General features: G+C 60.4%; 18 protein-coding genes. 8 read left to right on the top strand and 10 right to left on the bottom strand.

Annotated elements, in window-relative coordinates; translation table 11 throughout:
- Positions 1 to 32: 32 nt before the first annotated feature.
- The 3 genes from BHC62_RS09225 to recX all read left to right on the top strand — a co-directional run bounded on the left by BHC62_RS09225 (position 33) and on the right by recX (position 2,151).
- Positions 33 to 533, top strand: coding sequence for a CinA family protein (locus BHC62_RS09225; RefSeq protein ID WP_029295310.1), 501 nt, complete (start codon positions 33 to 35; stop codon positions 531 to 533).
- Between the two features lie 83 nt (positions 534 to 616).
- Positions 617 to 1,675, top strand: coding sequence for a recombinase RecA (gene recA / locus BHC62_RS09230; protein ID WP_029295312.1), 1,059 nt, complete (start codon positions 617 to 619; stop codon positions 1,673 to 1,675).
- An 8-nt stretch (positions 1,676 to 1,683) separates the two neighbouring features.
- Complete coding sequence (recX, locus tag BHC62_RS09235) at positions 1,684 to 2,151, top strand: recombination regulator RecX (protein WP_029295315.1); 468 nt, start codon at positions 1,684 to 1,686, stop codon at positions 2,149 to 2,151.
- A gap of 168 nt (positions 2,152 to 2,319) precedes the next feature.
- On the opposite strand, the gene BHC62_RS09240 is transcribed toward recX, so the two are convergent.
- Both BHC62_RS09240 and BHC62_RS09245 read right to left on the bottom strand, forming a co-directional pair.
- The gene (locus BHC62_RS09240) at positions 2,320 to 3,432 is read right to left on the bottom strand and encodes a TIGR00730 family Rossman fold protein (RefSeq protein WP_070994806.1); all 1,113 of its coding nucleotides are present in this window, start codon (positions 3,430 to 3,432) and stop codon (positions 2,320 to 2,322) included.
- A gap of 273 nt (positions 3,433 to 3,705) precedes the next feature.
- Positions 3,706 to 4,140: a PA3611 family quorum-sensing-regulated virulence factor gene (locus BHC62_RS09245; protein WP_070994807.1), complete on the bottom strand. Its 435-nt coding sequence runs from the start codon at positions 4,138 to 4,140 to the stop codon at positions 3,706 to 3,708.
- Between the two features lie 193 nt (positions 4,141 to 4,333).
- Here BHC62_RS09245 and BHC62_RS09250 point away from each other — a divergent pair, with 193 nt between their 5' ends.
- The 3 genes from BHC62_RS09250 (at position 4,334) to BHC62_RS09260 (ending at position 6,293) form a co-directional block, all read left to right on the top strand.
- The gene (locus tag BHC62_RS09250; protein ID WP_070994808.1) at positions 4,334 to 5,044 is read left to right on the top strand and encodes a tRNA-uridine aminocarboxypropyltransferase; all 711 of its coding nucleotides are present in this window, start codon (positions 4,334 to 4,336) and stop codon (positions 5,042 to 5,044) included.
- 161 nt (positions 5,045 to 5,205) lie between these two features.
- Positions 5,206 to 5,856: a response regulator transcription factor ErdR gene (erdR, locus tag BHC62_RS09255; RefSeq protein ID WP_029295324.1), complete on the top strand. Its 651-nt coding sequence runs from the start codon at positions 5,206 to 5,208 to the stop codon at positions 5,854 to 5,856.
- A 74-nt stretch (positions 5,857 to 5,930) separates the two neighbouring features.
- Positions 5,931 to 6,293 carry a diacylglycerol kinase gene (locus tag BHC62_RS09260; protein ID WP_029295326.1) on the top strand — a complete coding sequence of 121 codons (363 nt, stop codon included), beginning with the start codon at positions 5,931 to 5,933 and terminating at the stop codon, positions 6,291 to 6,293.
- Here BHC62_RS09260 and BHC62_RS09265 read toward each other — a convergent pair.
- Positions 6,290 to 7,216, bottom strand: a complete 927-nt coding sequence (locus BHC62_RS09265; protein WP_029295328.1) for a LysR family transcriptional regulator — start codon at positions 7,214 to 7,216, stop codon at positions 6,290 to 6,292. The two genes, BHC62_RS09260 and BHC62_RS09265, sit on opposite strands and share 4 nt — an antisense overlap.
- A 125-nt stretch (positions 7,217 to 7,341) precedes the next feature.
- Here BHC62_RS09265 and fpr point away from each other — a divergent pair, with 125 nt between their 5' ends.
- Positions 7,342 to 8,121, top strand: coding sequence for a ferredoxin-NADP reductase (fpr, locus tag BHC62_RS09270; protein WP_003172178.1), 780 nt, complete (start codon positions 7,342 to 7,344; stop codon positions 8,119 to 8,121).
- A gap of 177 nt (positions 8,122 to 8,298) precedes the next feature.
- Here fpr and tsaA read toward each other — a convergent pair whose 3' ends face one another.
- The 5 genes from tsaA to rimO all read right to left on the bottom strand — a co-directional run bounded on the left by tsaA (position 8,299) and on the right by rimO (position 12,338).
- Positions 8,299 to 8,994: a tRNA (N6-threonylcarbamoyladenosine(37)-N6)-methyltransferase TrmO gene (gene tsaA / locus BHC62_RS09275; protein ID WP_070994809.1), complete on the bottom strand. Its 696-nt coding sequence runs from the start codon at positions 8,992 to 8,994 to the stop codon at positions 8,299 to 8,301.
- A gap of 3 nt (positions 8,995 to 8,997) precedes the next feature.
- On the bottom strand, positions 8,998 to 9,459 hold the full coding sequence (locus BHC62_RS09280; RefSeq protein WP_029295331.1) for a DUF1456 family protein: 462 nt from the start codon (positions 9,457 to 9,459) through the stop codon (positions 8,998 to 9,000).
- Between the two features lie 66 nt (positions 9,460 to 9,525).
- Positions 9,526 to 10,236, bottom strand: a complete 711-nt coding sequence (locus tag BHC62_RS09285) for an rRNA pseudouridine synthase (RefSeq protein WP_029295333.1) — start codon at positions 10,234 to 10,236, stop codon at positions 9,526 to 9,528.
- Between the two features lie 187 nt (positions 10,237 to 10,423).
- Positions 10,424 to 10,894, bottom strand: a complete 471-nt coding sequence (locus BHC62_RS09290; protein ID WP_029295335.1) for a GNAT family N-acetyltransferase — start codon at positions 10,892 to 10,894, stop codon at positions 10,424 to 10,426.
- 103 nt (positions 10,895 to 10,997) lie between these two features.
- Positions 10,998 to 12,338 (bottom strand): 30S ribosomal protein S12 methylthiotransferase RimO, encoded by a 1,341-nt coding sequence (rimO, locus tag BHC62_RS09295; protein WP_070994810.1) that lies wholly within the window; start codon positions 12,336 to 12,338, stop codon positions 10,998 to 11,000.
- A 303-nt stretch (positions 12,339 to 12,641) separates the two neighbouring features.
- Between rimO and BHC62_RS09300 the strand changes: the two genes are divergently transcribed.
- A complete protein-coding gene (locus tag BHC62_RS09300) occupies positions 12,642 to 14,543 on the top strand; it encodes a potassium transporter Kup (RefSeq protein ID WP_029295342.1) in 1,902 nt (633 codons plus the stop codon).
- Positions 14,544 to 14,623: 80 nt separating this feature from the next.
- On the opposite strand, the gene BHC62_RS09305 is transcribed toward BHC62_RS09300, so the two are convergent.
- On the bottom strand, positions 14,624 to 15,904 hold the full coding sequence (locus tag BHC62_RS09305) for a virulence factor family protein (protein WP_070994811.1): 1,281 nt from the start codon (positions 15,902 to 15,904) through the stop codon (positions 14,624 to 14,626).
- A complete protein-coding gene (gene mprF, locus BHC62_RS09310) occupies positions 15,904 to 18,546 on the bottom strand; it encodes a bifunctional lysylphosphatidylglycerol flippase/synthetase MprF (RefSeq protein WP_070994812.1) in 2,643 nt (880 codons plus the stop codon). Before mprF ends, BHC62_RS09305 begins: the two co-directional genes overlap by 1 nt.
- Positions 18,547 to 18,884: the final 338 nt, after the last annotated feature.

Consider the following 18,884-nt stretch of genomic DNA (forward strand, 5'->3'; position numbering starts at 1 on the left):
AGGCAAACCCCCGCACTTTCCTGGAGACGACCGTGAAGGAAATAACCCAACTCGCCGCCGAACTTGGCCGGCGTTTGCAGGTGCTCAATGCCCACGTCACCACTGCTGAATCCTGTACCGGTGGCGGTATCGCTGAAGCCATCACGCGGATCCCCGGAAGTTCGGCCTGGTTCGAGGCCGGCTACGTGACCTACTCCAATCGGCAGAAGACCCGCCAGTTGAATGTGCCGCAAGGGTTGTTCCCCAAGGTCGGCGCGGTGAGCCGTGAAGTGGTCGAGGCGATGGCCCGTGGCGCCCAGGAAAAAAGCCTGGCGCGGTTTGCCGTGGCGGTCAGCGGTGTGGCGGGCCCCGATGGCGGCTCGCCGGACAAACCGGTAGGCACCGTCTGGCTGGCCTGGGGTGTGGGTGACGAGGTTACGGCCGAGTGCCAGCACTTCCCTGGCAACCGCGACGAGGTCCGCCGACAAACGGTAAAGGCCGCATTAGAGGGGCTGTTGCGACGAGCTGCAGCAGAAATAGAAAATCAGGGGTAGGCGATCCCCGATCTTTATGGAACAATACTGTCTACTTATACAGGTGTTGGCCGTCAGGCCTTATTGATTACGTGAGGACTTTAATGGACGACAACAAGAAGAAAGCCTTGGCTGCGGCCCTGGGTCAGATCGAACGTCAATTCGGCAAGGGTGCCGTAATGCGTATGGGCGATCACGACCGTCAGGCGATCCCGGCTATTTCCACTGGCTCTCTGGGTCTGGACATCGCGCTCGGCATTGGCGGCTTGCCAAAAGGCCGTATCGTTGAAATCTACGGTCCGGAGTCTTCTGGTAAAACCACCCTGACCCTGTCGGTGATTGCCCAGGCACAAAAAATGGGCGCCACCTGTGCGTTCGTTGATGCCGAGCACGCCCTGGATCCTGAATACGCTGGCAAGCTGGGCGTCAATGTTGACGACCTGCTGGTTTCGCAGCCGGACACCGGCGAACAAGCGCTGGAAATCACTGACATGCTGGTGCGCTCCAACGCCATCGACGTGATCGTGGTCGACTCCGTGGCGGCCCTGGTGCCGAAGGCCGAGATCGAAGGCGAAATGGGCGACATGCACGTCGGCCTGCAAGCCCGTCTGATGTCCCAGGCCCTGCGTAAAATCACCGGTAACATCAAGAACGCCAACTGCCTGGTGATCTTCATCAACCAGATCCGGATGAAAATCGGCGTGATGTTCGGCAGCCCGGAAACCACTACCGGTGGTAATGCGCTGAAGTTCTACGCTTCGGTCCGCCTGGACATCCGTCGTACCGGCGCGGTGAAGGAAGGTGACGAGGTTGTCGGTAGCGAAACCCGCGTCAAGGTTGTGAAGAACAAGGTGGCTCCGCCATTCCGTCAGGCTGAGTTCCAGATTCTCTACGGCAAGGGTATTTACCTGAACGGCGAGATGATCGACCTGGGCGTGCTGCACGGTTTTGTCGAGAAGTCCGGTGCCTGGTATGCCTACAACGGCAGCAAGATCGGTCAGGGCAAGGCCAACTCGGCCAAGTTCCTGCAGGACAACCCCGATATTGCGGCGACCCTTGAGAAGCAGATCCGCGACAAGCTGCTGACCCCAGCGCCAGACGTCAAGGCCGCCGCCAACCGCGAACCTGTTGACGACATGGCAGAAGCCGACGCTGATATCTGAGCCCAACGATGACCGTTGTACTCGATACGCTGGTTGCGGTACGGCGTACGGCAATGGACCTGCTCGCACGTCGCGAGCATGGTCGTGTCGAGCTGACGCGTAAACTGCGTCAGCGTGGCGCCCCTCCCGAAATGATCGAAACAGCCCTCGACCGCTTGACGGAAGAGGGGCTGCTTTCGGAAGCCCGTTATCTCGAAAGTTTTGTTTCCTACCGGGCACGCTCGGGCTACGGGCCTGCGCGGATTCGCGAAGAGCTGAGCCAGCGAGGCTTGCAACGCGCCGATATCGATCTGGCGCTGCGTGAGTGTGGCATCAGTTGGCAAGCACAACTGGAAGACACCTGGCGCCGCAAGTTTGCCGGCCATCTGCCGATTGATTCCCGTGAGCGTGCCAAGCAAGGGCGTTTTTTGAGCTATCGCGGATTTTCGATGGAGATGATCAGCCGCTTGTTGAGCGGTCGTGATCTGGACGACTGAAGCGTGAACCCTTTGTAGCAGCCGGCTTGCCGGCGATAGCGGCGGGCCAGGTATCAGTACAATGACAGATAGACCGCTATCGCTGGCAAGCCAGCTCCTACAAAGATTTTGCGTTTATACAAAAAGGCCCGCTATGAAAATAGCGGGCCTTTTTTGCGTTTTACGGCATCACGCTGGCTCGGGCGTCAGCCGTTGCTGTGTTTTACCCTGGGCCTGCGCCCAGTTTTCCGGCAAGTTGATGTAATCCACCAACTCCCGCAACCGCCCCTGGTTGCGGCCGGTGAAATTGAACACCAGACGCGTCAGGTGGCTGAAGCGTGCTTCATCGTGTTCTTCACCCCCATAGGCCAGTTGCTGGAAGTCATCACTCAACCGCAGGTCAGCGAATTCGGTCTGCATATGCGCCAATGCGCGCTCGCTGAGCGGGTGGTTCATGCGTACCACAAACTGGCGCTTGAGCCAGCGGGTGGAGTGGAAGTTGGCGTAGAACTGGTTGATTTCATTCACTGCCTCTTCCGCGCTGTGTACCAGGCGCACCAGCTTTAGATCCGTAGGCAGGATGTAGCGGTTGGCCTCCAACTGGCTGCGAATAAAATCCAGGGCGCCTTTCCAGAATCCACCGCCTGGCTCGTCTAGCAGCACCACGGGAACCAGTGGGCTCTTGCCCGTCTGGATCAGCGTCAGTACTTCCAGCGCTTCATCCAGGGTGCCGAAGCCCCCTGGGCACAGCACCAAGCCGTCGGCTTCCTTGACGAAAAACAGTTTGCGGGTAAAGAAGAAATGGAACGACAGCAGGTTCTCCGTGCCATCAATGGTCGGGTTGGCATGCTGTTCAAAGGGCAGGGTGATATTGAACCCCAGGCTGTGGGCCAGGCCAGCGCCTTCGTGGGCCGCGGCCATGATGCCGCCGCCACCACCGGTAATGACCATCAGGTCTGAGCGGGCCAGGGCTGCGCCCACTTCCCGGGCCAGGGCATAGAGCGGGCTTTCAACCGGGGTACGGGCCGAACCGAAGACAGTGACCTTGCGGCGGCCCTTGAACTGTTCGAGCACGCGAAATGCATGGTCCAGTTCATTAATGGCTTTCAAGGTGATCTTTGCGTTCCAACGGTCACGGTCGTCCTGGGCCATGCGTAGCACGGTGAGGATCATGTCGCGATAAAGCGGAATATTCGGGCTGCTGGGGGCAATCAGGTTGAGTTGCGCTTCGACCTGCTGCGTGAGGTCGGCCCCGTTCTCTGGAAAATGACGGGTCAGGAGGTCATTCGTTTGATCAGGCATTCAGCTTCTCCTTCGTTACAGAGCCCAGGCGTCTTATTGCAGGCTGCTGACGGCGACGAAACAGGCTCTGTATGTTCCTTGTGATTAAAAACCTTGGCACTGCAAGCCACTCGAGGGCAACCTTTTTTACCCTGGAAATGTTACCGGATCACTCGATCATGAGCCCCTAAAGTCTTGTCTGGCAATAACTTAATGGGGATTGACGAAGGTTTTGCAGGAGGCGTTGTGGTGAGAGGACAGGCCCCCTCGCCACATGGCTCTTGGGGAAGGTACTTACTTTTTCTTCTTGGCTGGGGCCGGGCAATCAGCTTCAACGAACTTGACCGACGCCACCGGGCGATTGGTCTTGTTCTCGGTGATTTCGTAGCGCATCACGGCGCCCTTGGCCATCAACTCGCGATAGCCTTTGTTCAGGCAAACGCTTTGCCCCAGCTGGAAATACACAGCCTTGGGGTTGGCGCGCATTTGTTCGGCCCGTTCTGGCAGCACGCTCAGGTGGTCAATCAGATGCATGCCTTCAACGGTGTAGGCCACTTCCAGGGTTTGTTCATCAATTTCCCTGGGCAGGTCTTTGTTGCTTTCTGCCGCGACGCTTTGCAGTTTCTTGTTCATTTGCAGCTCCACCAGGGAGGCTGCCTGGGCGCCCAAGGGCAATACCAGCGCCAGGGCGACGGTGGGGGCGGCAAGACGCAACATAAGACGCAGCATGAAACTCTCCTGATTCGGTTACTGGTCCATAGACCCGTCACTGCGCTGTGCGTTCAGTGGCGCGGGATTATAGGTGACCGGCAGCCGCGACGGCCAGGCGTATTGGCTGGGCGGCTCTGGTAAACTGCCGGCACTTTTGCCTGCCCCGAGTTTTGTCCGTGTTGATTTTCATCGCTTCACAACGGCACCCGCTATGAGCCACGCAGTGTTCCGTCTGCGTACCCAGCGCCTGGCCCGTGCCGTGAGCCCCTTTGTTGCCCGTGGCTCGCGTGCCGAACGTTGCCCCAGGTGCCGGGTCATCCCCGAATACTGCCTGTGCGCCTGGCGCCCCAAGGTCGCGGCCAAGTCGGCCATGTGCCTGTTGATGCACGACGTGGAACCGATGAAACCCAGCAATACCGGTTGGCTGATCGCTGATGTCATCGACGACACCAGCGCCTTCCCCTGGGCGCGCACGGCCGTCGAACCTGAACTGCTGGCGCTGCTGGCCGACCCGCAATGGCAGCCCTACATCGTCTTTCCCGGCGAGTTTGTGGCGCCGCAGCGGGTGGTCAACCAGGTCAAGGTGGCGGATGGCAAGCGCCCGTTGTTCATCCTGCTGGACGGCACCTGGAGCGAAGCGCGCAAGATGTTCCGCAAGAGCCCGTATCTGGAACACCTGCCGGTACTGAGCCTGGAGCCGGAGCAGCTATCGCGCTACAAATTGCGCCGTTCCAAACGCGATGACCATTTCTGCACGGCCGAAGTGGCTGCCTTGTGCCTGGAACTGGCCCAGGACCAGCAGGCCAGTGAAGTGCTGGATGCCTACCTGGATGTGTTCAGTACCCATTACCTGGCGGCCAAGTTCCAGTTGGCCCTGGACCCGACGGACAGCGTCCACACGCGTCTTGCCCCTTATCTGTAGGCATTGGGGCCAGATGACCTTTGCATGATGGCACTGCAACGCCTGAGCCGGCTAAAATGCCATCAAGCGTAACTGTTCGTGACAGCCGCTGGCTGGCACCTCGTACGTTGGTGAGCACCGAACCCATCGGTGCTCCCATAAAAAACAGGATCATTTAATAAATGGCCACATACGAAATCCTGATTGCCGATGACCACCCACTTTTCCGCAGCGCGCTGCACCAGGCGGTCACACTGGGCCTGGGCCCGGATGTACGCCTGGTGGAAGTGGGCAGCATCGCGGAACTGGAAGCCCGCCTGACTGACAAGACCGATTGGGATCTGGTGCTGCTGGACCTGAATATGCCCGGCGCCTACGGGTTTTCCGGCTTGGTGCTGTTACGCGGGCAATATCCGCAGATTCCGGTGGTGATGGTGTCGGCCCAGGAAGAGGCCGATATCGTAGTGCGTTCCCGGGAGTTCGGGGCCAGTGGTTTTATCCCCAAATCCAGTTCCATGGAGCAGATTCAAACAGCGGTGCGTACGGTGTTGGACGGTGACGTCTCGTGGCCGCCCCAGGCCTTCGAAGAAATCAACGTGTCCGCCGAAGCCAAGGCTGCCCAGGAAGGGCTCGCCAGCCTTACGCCCCAGCAGTTCCGTGTGTTGACCATGGTCTGCGAAGGCTTGCTGAACAAGCAGATCGCCTATGAATTGAGCGTATCCGAAGCGACCATCAAGGCGCACGTTACCGCGATTTTCCGCAAGCTGGGTGTGCGCACCCGGACCCAGGCGGCGCTGCTGTTGCAACAACTTGAGTCAATTTCCCACTCGTAGGGTGGCTCGATTCACGCTTTTTTGACCAGGCGTGCTCTAGCTTCCTCCCATCTTTTTTGCTCAGTTGCCTACCTATGTCGCCTTTCAAGGGTCAAACCGGTATCAAACGTATCTTCAACGCCGGGGGTTACTCCCTCGATGGCCTGCGTGCGGCTTTCACCGGCGAGGCGGCCTTTCGCCAGTTGGTCTTGCTCAATGTCATCCTGATTCCGTTGAGCTTCTTCCTCACGGTCAGCCGCGTAGAGCGCGCACTGCTGATCGCCGTGTGCCTGCTGGCGTTGATTGTCGAGTTGCTCAACTCGGCCGTGGAAGCGGCAATCGACCGGATTTCCCTGGATCGCCACCCCCTGTCGAAAAACGCCAAGGACATGGGCAGCGCCGCGCAATTCGTGGCGCTGACCATGATCACCGTGGTGTGGGCCGTAATCCTGATCTAGGCGATATTCGGCAGTACGATCTCGTCGCTGCGCTGCACCCCAGCGGTGAAGGCGCGGCACAGTTCGAGGAACTCGCGCATGGCCGAGGTCTGGTACTTCTGTTTATGCCAGATAAAGTAGAACTGCCGGGCCAGGTCCAGGTCCGGCGTCTCCACTGGCACCAGGCTGCCACGGCGGAACGCATCCCGTAACGCCAGGCGTGAAATGCAGCCAATCCCCAATCCTGACTCCACGGCCCGCTTGATCGCCTCGGTGTGCTCCAGCTCCAGGCGGATGTTCAGCGCGCTGCGATGATGGCGCATGGCTTGATCAAAGGTCAGGCGTGTCCCGGAGCCCTGTTCCCGCAGGATCCAGGCTTCATGGGTCAGTTGCTCCATGGTCGCCTGACCGCGCTGGGCCAGGGGATGCTGCGGCGCGCAGAACACCACCAGCTCATCCTCGACCCAGGTTTGCACCTCGATGTCCGGGTGGCTGCAGTCGCCTTCGATTAGACCCAGATCAATTTCGTAATGCGCAACCTGATGCACGATATGCGCAGTGTTCTGTACATGCAGCTTCACCTGGCTCTCGGGATGCTGCTGCATGAAACTGCCGATCAGCAGGGTGGCCAGGTAATTGCCGATGGTCAGGGTGGCGCCGACCGCCAGGGAACCGAAGCCAGACTTGCCGTTGAGCAGGTCTTCGATCTCCTTGGCCTGGTCCAGCAGCGCCACCGCCTGGGGTAGCAGTTGATGGCCGAGGGCGTTGAGGCTCAGGCGTTTACCGGCGCGGTCGAATAATTGACAGCTGGATTGGCGCTCCAGCTCGGTGATCGAGGTGCTGGCGGCGGATTGAGATAAGGCCAGAAGGCCAGCAGCGCGTGACACACTTTCCTGCTGGGCGACGGCGACGAAGACTTGCAGTTGACGGAGAGTAAATCGCATATCGATATAACCGATAACCCTTATCTTAATAATCCAGTTAACAGATATTGTCGCCGCCATTAGAATACTGTGCAATTGCGCACCTATCATTTTGGCGCAGACCCATTTCCAGGAGTTCCCCGTACATGAGCAACATGAACCACGAGCGTGTCCTCAGTGTTCATCACTGGAACGACACTCTGTTCAGCTTCAAGTGCACCCGCGACCCGGGCTTGCGCTTTGAGAACGGTCAGTTCGTGATGATCGGCCTGCAACAGCCTAACGGCCGCCCGCTCATGCGCGCTTACTCCATCGCCAGCCCGAACTGGGAAGAGCATCTGGAGTTCTTCAGCATCAAGGTTCCGGATGGCCCGCTGACTTCCCAATTGCAGCATTTGAAGGAAGGCGACGAGATCATCATCAGCAAAAAACCGACTGGCACCCTGGTGCTGGACGATTTGAAGCCGGGCAAGCACCTGTACCTGCTCAGCACCGGTACTGGTCTCGCCCCCTTCATGAGCGTGATCCAGGACCCGGAAACCTACGAGCGCTTTGAAAAAGTGATCCTGTGCCACGGTGTGCGTTACGTCAACGAAGTCGCCTATCGCGAATTCATCACCGAACACCTGCCGCAGAACGAATTCTTCGGCGAGGCGCTGCGTGAAAAGTTGATCTACTACCCAACCGTGACCCGCGAACCCTTCGAAAACGAAGGCCGCCTGACCGACCTGATGCGCAGCGGCAAGCTGTTCAGCGATATCGGCCTGCCGCCGATCAACCCTGAAGACGACCGCGCCATGCTGTGCGGCAGCCCAAGCATGTTGGATGAGACCAGCGAAGTGCTGAACAGCTTCGGCCTGAAGGTTTCGCCACGGATGCGTGAGCCGGGTGACTACCTGATCGAACGCGCCTTCGTCGAGAAGTGACCCCGGCACATCTGTAGGAGCGAGCTTGCTCGCGAAAGTCGTCAACGTTAACGCGGTCGAGTTGACGCGCTGCCCTTGGGTTCTTCGCGAGCAAGCTCGCTCCTACAGGTGAAGGCGTTTGCAAAGAAAAGCCCGCATTGCCTGTGAAGGCAGTGCGGGCTTTTTCATTGCTGCGATTTACTGCGCGGCAACCACTTCAAGCACACAAATCATCCCCGCCTCGGGATAGTGCCAACGCACATCCACATCCCAGAACCGCACGCCGTATTCGCGCTCTGGCCCGGGCGTCTGATAGGCCGGGCGTGGATCCTGCGCCAGGCATTGTTCAATCAGCTCCACCAACGGCTCGCCAAGGCGCTGAGCGTGGGTGTGAGCCTGTTGCAGGGCGGTCTTCAGCCATTGCACGGGGATCAGCGCCGGTGCGGCACTGGCAATGCTGTTGGTGGCCGTGTCGATGATGTCGGCATACGGCACATACGGCTTGATATCCAATACCGGCGTGCCATCGAGCAGATCGATCCCGGAAACCCACAGCCGGCCCGGCTCCACCTTGTCCAGTTTCACCACCGACTGGCCGATCCCATTGGGGCGATGGGTTGCGCGGGTGGCAAATACACCCATGGATGTGTTGCCGCCCAGGCGCGGTGGGCGCACTTTCAAGCGCGGCTTGTCTTCCAGGGCCTGATGAAACAGGAACAGCAGCCACACATGGCTGACCTGCTCCAGGCCTTGCACCGCCTCACCCTGGTCGAACGGCGCCACCAACTCCAACACGCCCCGTGCGGCGGGCGCCAGTTGTGGCTGGCGCGGGATGGCGAACTTCTCCTTGAAGCAGGAGCGCACGAAGCCCACGGGCGAGACGTTGTAATTCATGGCTTACGCGCGAACCCGCAGGGTCAGGCCCTTGAGGAAGTTACGCAGCAACTGGTCGCCACACGGACGATAGTTGGTGTGGCCGAACTTGCGGAACAGCGCGCTCAGCTCTGGCTTGGACACCGGGAACTCGGCGGCCTTGAGGATGGCGTGCATGTCGTCTTCCTTGAGTTCGAAGGCCACGCGCAGCTTCTTGAGGATGATGTTGTTGGTCACCGGGGTTTCGATCGGCTGTGGTGGACGGCTTTCGTCCTTGCCGCGCTTGAAGATCACCAGGCCATCGAGGAAATGCGCCATGACCTCGTCGGGGCAGAACACGAAGCCTTCTTCCTCGTCTTTCTTGAGGTAGGTCAGCAGGTCTTCCTTGGACACTTCCATGCCGCCGATCTTGATGATCTCGACCATCTTGTTGTCGCTGATGTCGAGCATGTAGCGCACGCTGCGCAGTACGTCATTGTGAATCATGGTGGGCAATCCTGGTATTCGACTGTAGACACCGCCCGGGCGGGCGATGTCGATAGATAGGGTGGCTTAGAACTTTTCTTTGCCGGACATGTAGCGCCACTGGCCGACCGGCACCTTGCCGATGGACACGCCGCCAATGCGGATGCGGCGAATGGCCACAACCTTCAGGCCAATGGCTTCGCAGAACAGGGCGATGATGCCGGGCTGCGGGTTTTTCAGGGCAAAGCGCAGGCGGTTTTCGTTCTGCCAGCTGGCTTTGACCGCCGGCAATTCCTTGCCTTTGTACATCAGGCCGTGGGCGAGGCGGTTCAGGCCGTGCTCTGCCACGTCGCCTGCGACCTCGACCACATACTCCTGCTCGATCTTGGCGGCGTCGGCCGTCAGCTTGCGCAGGATCTTCCAGTCCTGGGTAAACACCAGCAGGCCGCTGGCCTTGGCTTGCAGATCGGCGCTGGCGGTCAGGCGCAGGAAGTGGCCTTTGAGCGGGCGCTTGCTGAAGCGGTGTTCTTCCGACAGCGTCTCGGCGCTCAGGGATTGCATCGCGCTGTCGACGTCCACGCCGGCCGGGGCATGAAACAGGATAGTCACCGGCTCCGGAGCCGTGGCCTTGGCCTCGGGATCAAGTTCGACTTTTTGTGTCGTGACCTTGAACTGCGGCTCGTCGATCACTTCGCCATCCACCGAGACCCAGCCGCCTTCGATGAACAGCTCGGCCTCCCGACGGGAGCAACCGACCAGTTCGATAAGGCGTTTGGAGAGGCGTATGGGGTCAGTCATGACAAGGGCCGTAACAAAAGGGGGCCGCTATTGTACCTGCCTGGCGCCGGTTAATCCCGGCCCCATTTCAGTGCTCGCGCTTTTTGTGGGAGCTGGCTTGTCTGCGATGGCATCACCTCGGCCTACCTGATGCACCGAGTTGACCGCATCGCAGGCAAGCCAGCTCCTGCATTTGATTTGGGTTGTGTCAGCCGCTGCGTGTTTGCTGGGCCTGGCGCAAACGCATGTGCAGCAAGGGATAGGGCTGGCCCATGCCGTCATGCTCGGTGCGCCCGATTACTTCAAAACCTTGCTTGATATAGAAGCCCAGGGCCTGTGGGTTCTGTTCGTTGACGTCCAGTTCATCGGCATTCATCGACGCAACGGCATAGTGCAGCAATTGCCGCCCCAGGCCCTGGCCCCGGTACTGCGGGTCGATGAACAGCATCTCGACCTTGCCTGCGGCGACACCGGCAAATCCGGTGATCCGTTGGCGCGCGTCCTTGGTACAGATCAGCATCACCGCATCGAGGTAACGCGTCAGCACCAGGTGTCGCAGGCGCTCGATGTAGCTTTGCGGCAGGAAGTCATGGGTGGCCCGCACCGATGCCTCCCAGATCCGGGTCAGCTCCTGATAGTCGCTGGGTTTAGGCGTGTGAATAACCGAGTGCTGGCCCATGCCCGCTGCTCCTTGCTGCTTGTTGGCGGTGATGGGGCAAACGATAGACCTAAAAAAGCCCCGCATCTTGTCCAGAAGCAGGGCTTTTTCAATTTTTTACAGCTTAGTCGCGTTTTTGCGCCCAGAGGTCGTACTCGTCGGCGTCGGTGACTGTGCACCACACCTTGTCGCCTGGCTTGAGACCGCTGGCATCGTCGATGAATACGTTACCGTCGATTTCCGGAGCGTCGAAGAAGCAACGGCCTACCGCGCCTTGCTCGTCCACTTCGTCGATCAGTACTTCGATTTCCTTGCCGATACGCAGTTGCAGGCGTGCCGAGCTGATGGCCTGCTGATGGGTCATGAAACGCTCCCAACGGTCCTGCTTGACGTCATCCGGCACCACGGCCAGGTCCAGCAGGTTGGCTGGCGCACCTTCCACTGGCGAGTACTGGAAGCAGCCGACGCGATCGAGCTGGGCTTCGGTCAGCCAATCCAGCAGGTACTGGAAGTCTTCTTCGGTTTCGCCGGGGAAGCCGACGATAAAGGTCGAACGGATGATCAGCTCAGGGCAGATCTGGCGCCAGTTCTTGATCCGCGCCAGGGTCTTGTCTTCAAACGCCGGGCGTTTCATGGCCTTGAGCACTTTCGGGCTGGCGTGTTGGAACGGGATGTCCAGATACGGCAGGATCTTGCCGGCGGCCATCAGCGGGATCAATTCGTCGACGTGTGGGTACGGGTACACGTAGTGCAGGCGTACCCACACACCCAGGCTGCTCAAGGCTTCGCAGAGTTCGGTCATGCGGGTTTTCACCGGCGCGCCATTCCAGAAGCCGGTGCGGTACTTCACGTCGACGCCGTAGGCGCTGGTGTCCTGGGAGATCACCAGCAGCTCTTTGACGCCAGACTTGACCAGGCGCTGGGCTTCGTCCAGCACATCACCCACCGGGCGGCTGACCAGCTTGCCGCGCATCGACGGGATGATGCAGAAGCTGCAGCTGTGGTTGCAGCCTTCGGAAATCTTCAGGTAAGCGTAATGACGTGGCGTCAGCTTGATGCCTTGCGGCGGCACCAGGTCGATCAACGGGTTGTGATCCTGGCGCGGCGGCACCACCTCATGCACAGCGTTGACCACCTGCTCGTACTGCTGCGGGCCGGTCACGGCCAGCACGCTTGGGTGCACGTTGCGGATATTGCCTTCTTCCACGCCCATGCAGCCGGTGACGATCACCTTGCCGTTTTCCTTGATGGCTTCGCCGATCACTTCCAAAGACTCTGCCTTGGCCGAGTCAATGAAGCCACAGGTGTTGACCACCACCACATCGGCGTCCTGGTAGGTGGACACGACATCGTAACCTTCCATGCGCAGTTGGGTGAGGATGCGCTCGGAGTCGACGAGCGCCTTCGGGCAACCCAGGGAAACAAAGCCAACCTTGGGGTTGGCTTTTGCGATGGTGGTGGACATGTCTAACCTCGGTATTGAATGACGCCGCCAGTCGGGCACGACAGGGCAGCGGACGGGCACTTGATGTGCCTCTGATCAAAAAGTGCGCAATTCTAGCGGCGGGAAACGCGCTTGACCAGCTTTATGCAGGGAAATACGACGAGTGCTGCGCTATGCTTCGCGCCGTTGCACTTGTGTAAAGCCGATGGTCAACAAATCATCTGTTACTAGAAGTAAAACAGCGCATGCTGTGGACAGCTTAGGCTTAGCTGTACAGCTGTGCTGTTTATAAAAGACCTCGGGTCAAAAGGGCAGGAGTGGTTGATGGGTCAGGCAAATAGTCAGGCGGCAGGTGCCGGGCATTCCAGCGCAAAGCCAATTGGCATGTTGGTGGCAGCTGTCGGGGTGGTCTACGGTGATATCGGTACCAGCCCTCTCTACACCCTTAAAGAGGTGTTTTCCGGTGGTTATGGGGTCCAGGTCAATCATGATGGGGTGCTGGGGATCCTGGCCCTGATCTTCTGGTCGCTGATCTGGGTGGTGTCGATCAAGTACATGTTGTTCGTACTGCGCGCCGACAACCAGGGTGAGGGCGGCATCATGGCCCTTACCGCACTGGCCCGACGGGCGGCCGGCAATCACCCGCGGTTGCGCAGTTTCCTGGTGGTGTGCGGCCTATGCGGCGCGGCGCTGTTCTATGGCGACAGCATGATCACCCCGGCGATTTCGGTATTGTCGGCCATCGAGGGCCTGGAACTGGCGTTCGATGGCCTGGAGCACTGGGTGGTGCCCGTTGCGCTGGTGGTGCTGGTGGGGTTGTTCCTGATCCAGAAACACGGGACAGACCGCATCGGCAAGCTGTTCGGGCCGGTGATGGTCACCTGGTTCCTGGTGCTGGGCGGCCTGGGCATCTATGGCATTGTCCAGCACCCCGAAGTGCTCAACGCGATGAACCCGATGTGGGGCGTGCGTTTCTTCATGGTGCATCCGGGTATCGGCGTGGCGATCCTAGGCGCGGTGGTGCTGGCCTTGACCGGTGCCGAGGCGCTGTATGCCGACATGGGCCACTTCGGCCGCAAACCCATTGCCCGCGCCTGGTTCATCCTGGTGCTGCCGGCGCTGGTGCTCAACTATTTTGGCCAGGGCGCGATGTTGCTGGGCGACCCCGAAGCCGCGCGCAACCCGTTCTACCTGCTGGCGCCAAGCTGGGCATTGCTGCCACTGGTGGGGTTGTCCACCCTGGCGACGGTGATTGCATCCCAGGCGGTGATTTCCGGTGCGTTCTCGTTGACGCGCCAGGCGATCCAGTTGGGTTACATCCCGCGCATGCATATCCAGCACACCTCCAGCGCCGAACAGGGCCAGATCTATATTGGCGCGGTGAACTGGTCGCTGATGGTCGGTGTAATCCTGCTGGTGCTGGGCTTCGAGTCCTCGGGCGCCCTGGCCTCGGCATACGGGGTGGCTGTGACCGGCACCATGCTGATGACCACCATCCTGGTATCCGCCGTGATGCTGCTGTTGTGGAAGTGGCCGCCGGTATTGGCAGTGCCTGTTTTGCTGGGCTTTTTGCTGGTGGATGGCCTGTTCTTCGCGGCCAACGTGCCGAAAGTCGTCCAGGGCGGCGCGTTCCCGGTGCTGGCGGGGATCGTGCTGTTTGTGTTGATGACCACCTGGAAGCGCGGTAAGCAATTGCTGGTGGAGCGCCTGGACGAGGGCGGGCTGCCGCTGCCGATCTTTATCAGCAGCATTCGCGTGCAACCGCCCCATCGCGTACAGGGCACGGCGGTGTTCCTCACCGCCCGCCCGGACGCGGTGCCCCACGCCCTGCTGCATAACCTGCTGCACAACCAGGTGCTGCACGAGCAAGTGGTGCTGTTGACGGTGGTCTATGAAGACATCCCGCGCGTCCCGGCCCAGCGCCGCTTCGAGGTGGACTCCTACGGTGACGGCTTCTTCCGGGTGATCCTGCACTTCGGCTTTACCGATGAGCCGGACGTGCCCGAAGCCCTGAAGCTGTGCCACTTGGATGACCTGGACTTTAGCCCCATGCGCACCACGTACTTCCTCAGCCGCGAGACGGTCATCGCCTCCAAGCTTGAGGGCATGGCGCGCTGGCGGGAAGGGTTGTTCGCCTTCATGCTGAAGAACGCCAACGGCAACCTGCGCTTCTTCAAGCTGCCGGTGAACCGGGTGATTGAGCTGGGCACCCAGGTAGAAATGTAGCCCAACAAAAAGCCCCCGTTGCCGTGCGGCAGCGGGGGCTTTTTAGTGCCTGAGGAAACTGGCTCCTACAGGATGGGCGTTTACTCGGCCTTGGCCTGGCGCTTCTCGATGATATCCACCAGGCGCTTGGCCAGTGCCGGGTAGTTCTCGTCGAAGTGATGGCCACCCGGTAGTTTCATGGCTTCACCCACGGCGGTCTTGTCGGTGCAGCCACTCTCGTCGACCTCTTCTTCGCCGTAGATGCACACCACTTTGGCTGCTGGCAGCTTGGCCATTTCCGGGCCGGTGGCTGCCTCTTTGCCGGCATTGCCCAGCCAGCCTTCCACTTCGATCTCAAAGCTACCGGTGCGGGCGAAGGCCAGCAGGATAATAGCGTCTACCCGTTGCTGCTCGGCTTCCGGCAGGCGGTTGTAGATGGCTGGCAGCACATCGGCGCCGAACGAATAGCCGGTCAGCACAAAACGCTTGGTGCCCCATTTTTGCCGGTAGTGTTGCATCAGCTCGCTCAGGTCCTTGGCGCTCTGCTCCGGGCTTTTGTGCTGCCAGTAGTAGCGCAGGGTGTCGATACCGACCACCGGGTAACCGATCTTCGCCATCTCGCCGGCCACGTCGCGGTCCAGGTCGCGCCAGCCGCCGTCGCCGGAAAGGAACAGGGTCACGGTGTCCTTGGCCTGGCCGGCCGGCACTTCAACCACCGGGATCGCCAGGCCGCCATTGTCCGAACCCACCAGTTGCTTGCGCAGCTCGTTGTTCAATACCTGCGGGTAGTTGATGTCGTAGTCGCTGATGCTGGTGGTGGCACGCGGCGTGTCGCGTACGAAGCTGGCGCTTTCGTCGTCAGGGTTATCGTTCCAGGCCACCAGCCAGTTGCCGTGGGCGGCAGTCTTGGGCAGTGGGTCCTTGCAACTTTCCTGGACCAGGGCGAAGCCTACGGAGATGGCGTTGGCCTTGTCGTCGTTCTGCGTTGCCAGCCAGCGCCAGGCCAGCGCGGCGCCAGGGCCGATGCCGCTGACCAGGGTGGCCGGGCCCTTGAGCTGGCCGAGGGCCGCTTGCAGGGCTTGTTCTTGCAGCTTGCAGTCGTCCTTGGGCAGGATCACTTGCACGATCTGCGCGCTGCCGCCCTGGCTCAGGGCAATCAGCTGGCTGTCGGTCAGGCTGGCGTCGGCCATCACGGCTACCGCTACACGGGCCTTGGCGCTGGTGCCAGGGGTCACACGGGTCATGGTCGAGCCGTCGGCCTGGGGCAGTTGTTCCAGGGTCGGTTGAGGGGCGGGGCGATTCCAGTACCAGTAGCCGCCACCGAGGATCAGGGCCAGCACCACCAGGCTTGCCAATACATACCGCCAGGAGCGTCGAATCATCAGCGTTTCACCAATCCAGTCAAGCCGCCCGCGATCAGGGCGGCGGTATCGGCCAGTGCCACCAGCGGATCAAGTCCTGCGGGCACGGCCATGTAACGAGGTTCCCAGTCAGGCTGGAACTTGTCTTTGAAGCGGCGCAAACCTTGGAAGTTATACAGTTGCTCGCCACGGCGGAACACCATCGAGCCCAGGCGCTGGGTCAGCGGTGCGCCACGGCGCGGCTGCAAGCCCGACAACGGCACCATGCCGAGGCTGAAGCGTGCATAGTTGTGGCTCTTATAGTGCAGGATCAAGCCGATCATCATGAACTCCATGGTCAGCTTTGGCGCTTCGGGATGCGCGCGCATCAGGTCGAGGCTGGCCAGATCATGGCTGTAGGTCTCCAGCAGGTTGGCGAACGCCACCGGCTGGCCTTCGAAGCGAATCACCGCAATGCGAAAGTGCTTGAGGTATTCGTCGCTGAAACGGCCCAGGGAGAAGCCTTTTTCGCGCACGTTCTTACCGGTCAACCAGGCATCGGAGATGACTTTCAGTGCGTCCATCGGCGCCTGGCCCGCCTCGAAGACTTCCAGGGACAGGCCGTCCCGGGTCCCGCGGTTCCAGGTGTAGCGCAAATCCTTCATCTCCTTGCCCTTGGCTTCCAGGTCAAAGCGCTTGAGATCGACCCGGGCCTCTTCGCCCAGCTTGATCGCAGTCAGGCCAATGTCCATATAGAAGGGCAGGTTCTCCGCGCGCACCTGGTAGAACACCGGGCGGGCGTGGTGAATGTCGCAGAGGTCGCGGAACTGCCAGATCATCTCGGCCCGGGGCTGGGTCGGGCCGATCGGGTCGTACAGCGCCACCAGGCTGCGGCCGCGCCGGGCGTACATCAGGAACGCTTCGTCGTTGGGGTGAAATAGCAGGGCCTTGTCGCCGGTCAGTGCCAGGCCGCCGTCGGGTTGCGACGAGGCCATCAGGATCTTGGTGGCGCGCTCCAGCTCATCGGCGGTTGGCAGGTGGATCACAGGGCGGGCGGTGCGCAACAGCCAGGTCAGGGACACAATCACCAGCAAGATGGCGGCGCCCAGCAGCGAGCGCAGGCCGCGCGGGGCGTTGGCGTCGAGGGTGAACTGCCACCACAGTTGATGGCTATAAGGCACATCCTGGTAAGCAAACAGCAGCAGCCAGATCGAAGCACCCAGCACGCAGACGCTGGCCACCAGGTACAGCGGCGAAAAGGGCAGCTCGGTCAGGCGACTGGCACGGTAGAACGAGCGCCGGAAGATCGCCAGCAGCACTGCGGTGGTGGTCATCAGGCTGGCTTCTTCCCAGTCGAAGCCTTTAAGCAGCGAGAGCAGGGCGCCCACCAGCAACAGCACCATGGTCAGCATCCAGGCTGCCGACAGGCGTCGACGCAGGCCTTGGGCCAGTAGCAGGCACAGCACGCCGATCAGGCTGGCACCAAAGTGCGAGGCGTCAATCAGGCGGTGGGGAATCAGGAAGCCGATGTTTTCCAGGCGTGAGTCGATTTCCGGGGTGGCGCCGGAGAACAGCAGCACCACCCCGGACAAAAAAACCAGCACGGCCAGTACCGGGGCCGCGAGGCCTGAGGCGACCCGCAGGCTCTGCTGGGTCTGGAACAGCCGTTGGGCCTCGTTGATCAGCAGGAAGATGCACGCGATCAGTAACGGCAGCACAACGTAGATCATGCGATACAACAGCAGGGCGGCGGCCAGCGGCGCGGCGCCGAGCTTGTCGGCAAACGCGGCCAGCAAAATCGCTTCGAACACGCCGACGCCGCCCGGTACATGGCTGAGGACACCCGCCGCCAGCGCCAGCAGGTACACCAGCAGGAACGGGCCGAACGGCGGGGCTTCTGGTAGCAACAGATAGAGAACGGTCGCGGCGGCAGCGACATCCAGGGCGGTGATGATCAATTGCAGGAAGGTCAGGCGGCGCCCAGGCAGGCGCAAGGTGCGGCGGCCGGCCTTGACCAGCAGGTTGTCGGGGTAGGGTTGTTCTGGCAAGCGGCGGCGATAGATCCCGATACACAGCACGGCAGAGAGCAGCAGTACCGCGCCTGCGATTGCGCCGAGCAGTGCTGCAGGCAAATGCAAGGCACTGGACGCGGCGGGCAGGTTGCTCAAGGTCGCCAGTGCGGCGAGCGGCGGCAGGGCACAGCCCAGGGCCAGGCTGGCAAATACGGTCATATGGGCCACTTCCGAAGCCCCAATGCCATGCCGTGCATATAAACGGTAGCGCACTGAGCCGCCAGACAGCATCGACAGGCCAATCGCATTACCGATGGCGAAAGCAGTAAAGCCGCCGTAGGCCAGGGTTCTAGCAGGAAGTTTTACTCCGGCATAGCGCGCCCCGGAAAATTCGTAGCCCAATAGAATGATGAACCCGGCGATCGCAGCGGCGAAGGCGCCCAACAGGGACGGCTTCGGTACTTCCAGGATCGAATCGTGGAGGGCGTACAGATCCAGCTCTAGCAACAAGTGGCGGCAGGCGATCAAAGCGATTGCAAATAGCAGCAACGTGACCGCCAACCCAATGGGTTGCCGATACTTGCTCAACAGATCCAGCCAGCGCAGGCGGGTGGGCGCGATCGGTTGTGTAGCTGTGATGTTGTCTTGTGGTTCAGACGAATTGGCGCGCATCAATCACCTCTTGGATTGTGCGCGACAGGATGGGGGTATCCAGCCAAGTTACCAATCCCTATGGACAAAATAATTACAAATAGTAACGCGGATCACCGGGGCCGGCGACAGCGTCCATTAGTCGCGCAAGGATGTGCTCGAGACTTGAGCATAGCCTGCAAATGGAAGGACTCCGAAACCCGCGCGCGGTTTCATGAAAGATGCCATGCCATTGTTTCAAAAGAACTTTTTCTACGGATACAAAAAAGGCCACTCTTTCGAGTAGCCTTTTTTGATGTTTGGTTGCGGGAGCCGGATTTGAACCGACGACCTTCGGGTTATGAGCCCGACGAGCTACC

Origin of the sequence: Pseudomonas sp. 06C 126, from assembly GCF_001855215.1 — a bacterium.
GTDB classification, from domain to species: domain Bacteria; phylum Pseudomonadota; class Gammaproteobacteria; order Pseudomonadales; family Pseudomonadaceae; genus Aquipseudomonas; species Aquipseudomonas proteolytica.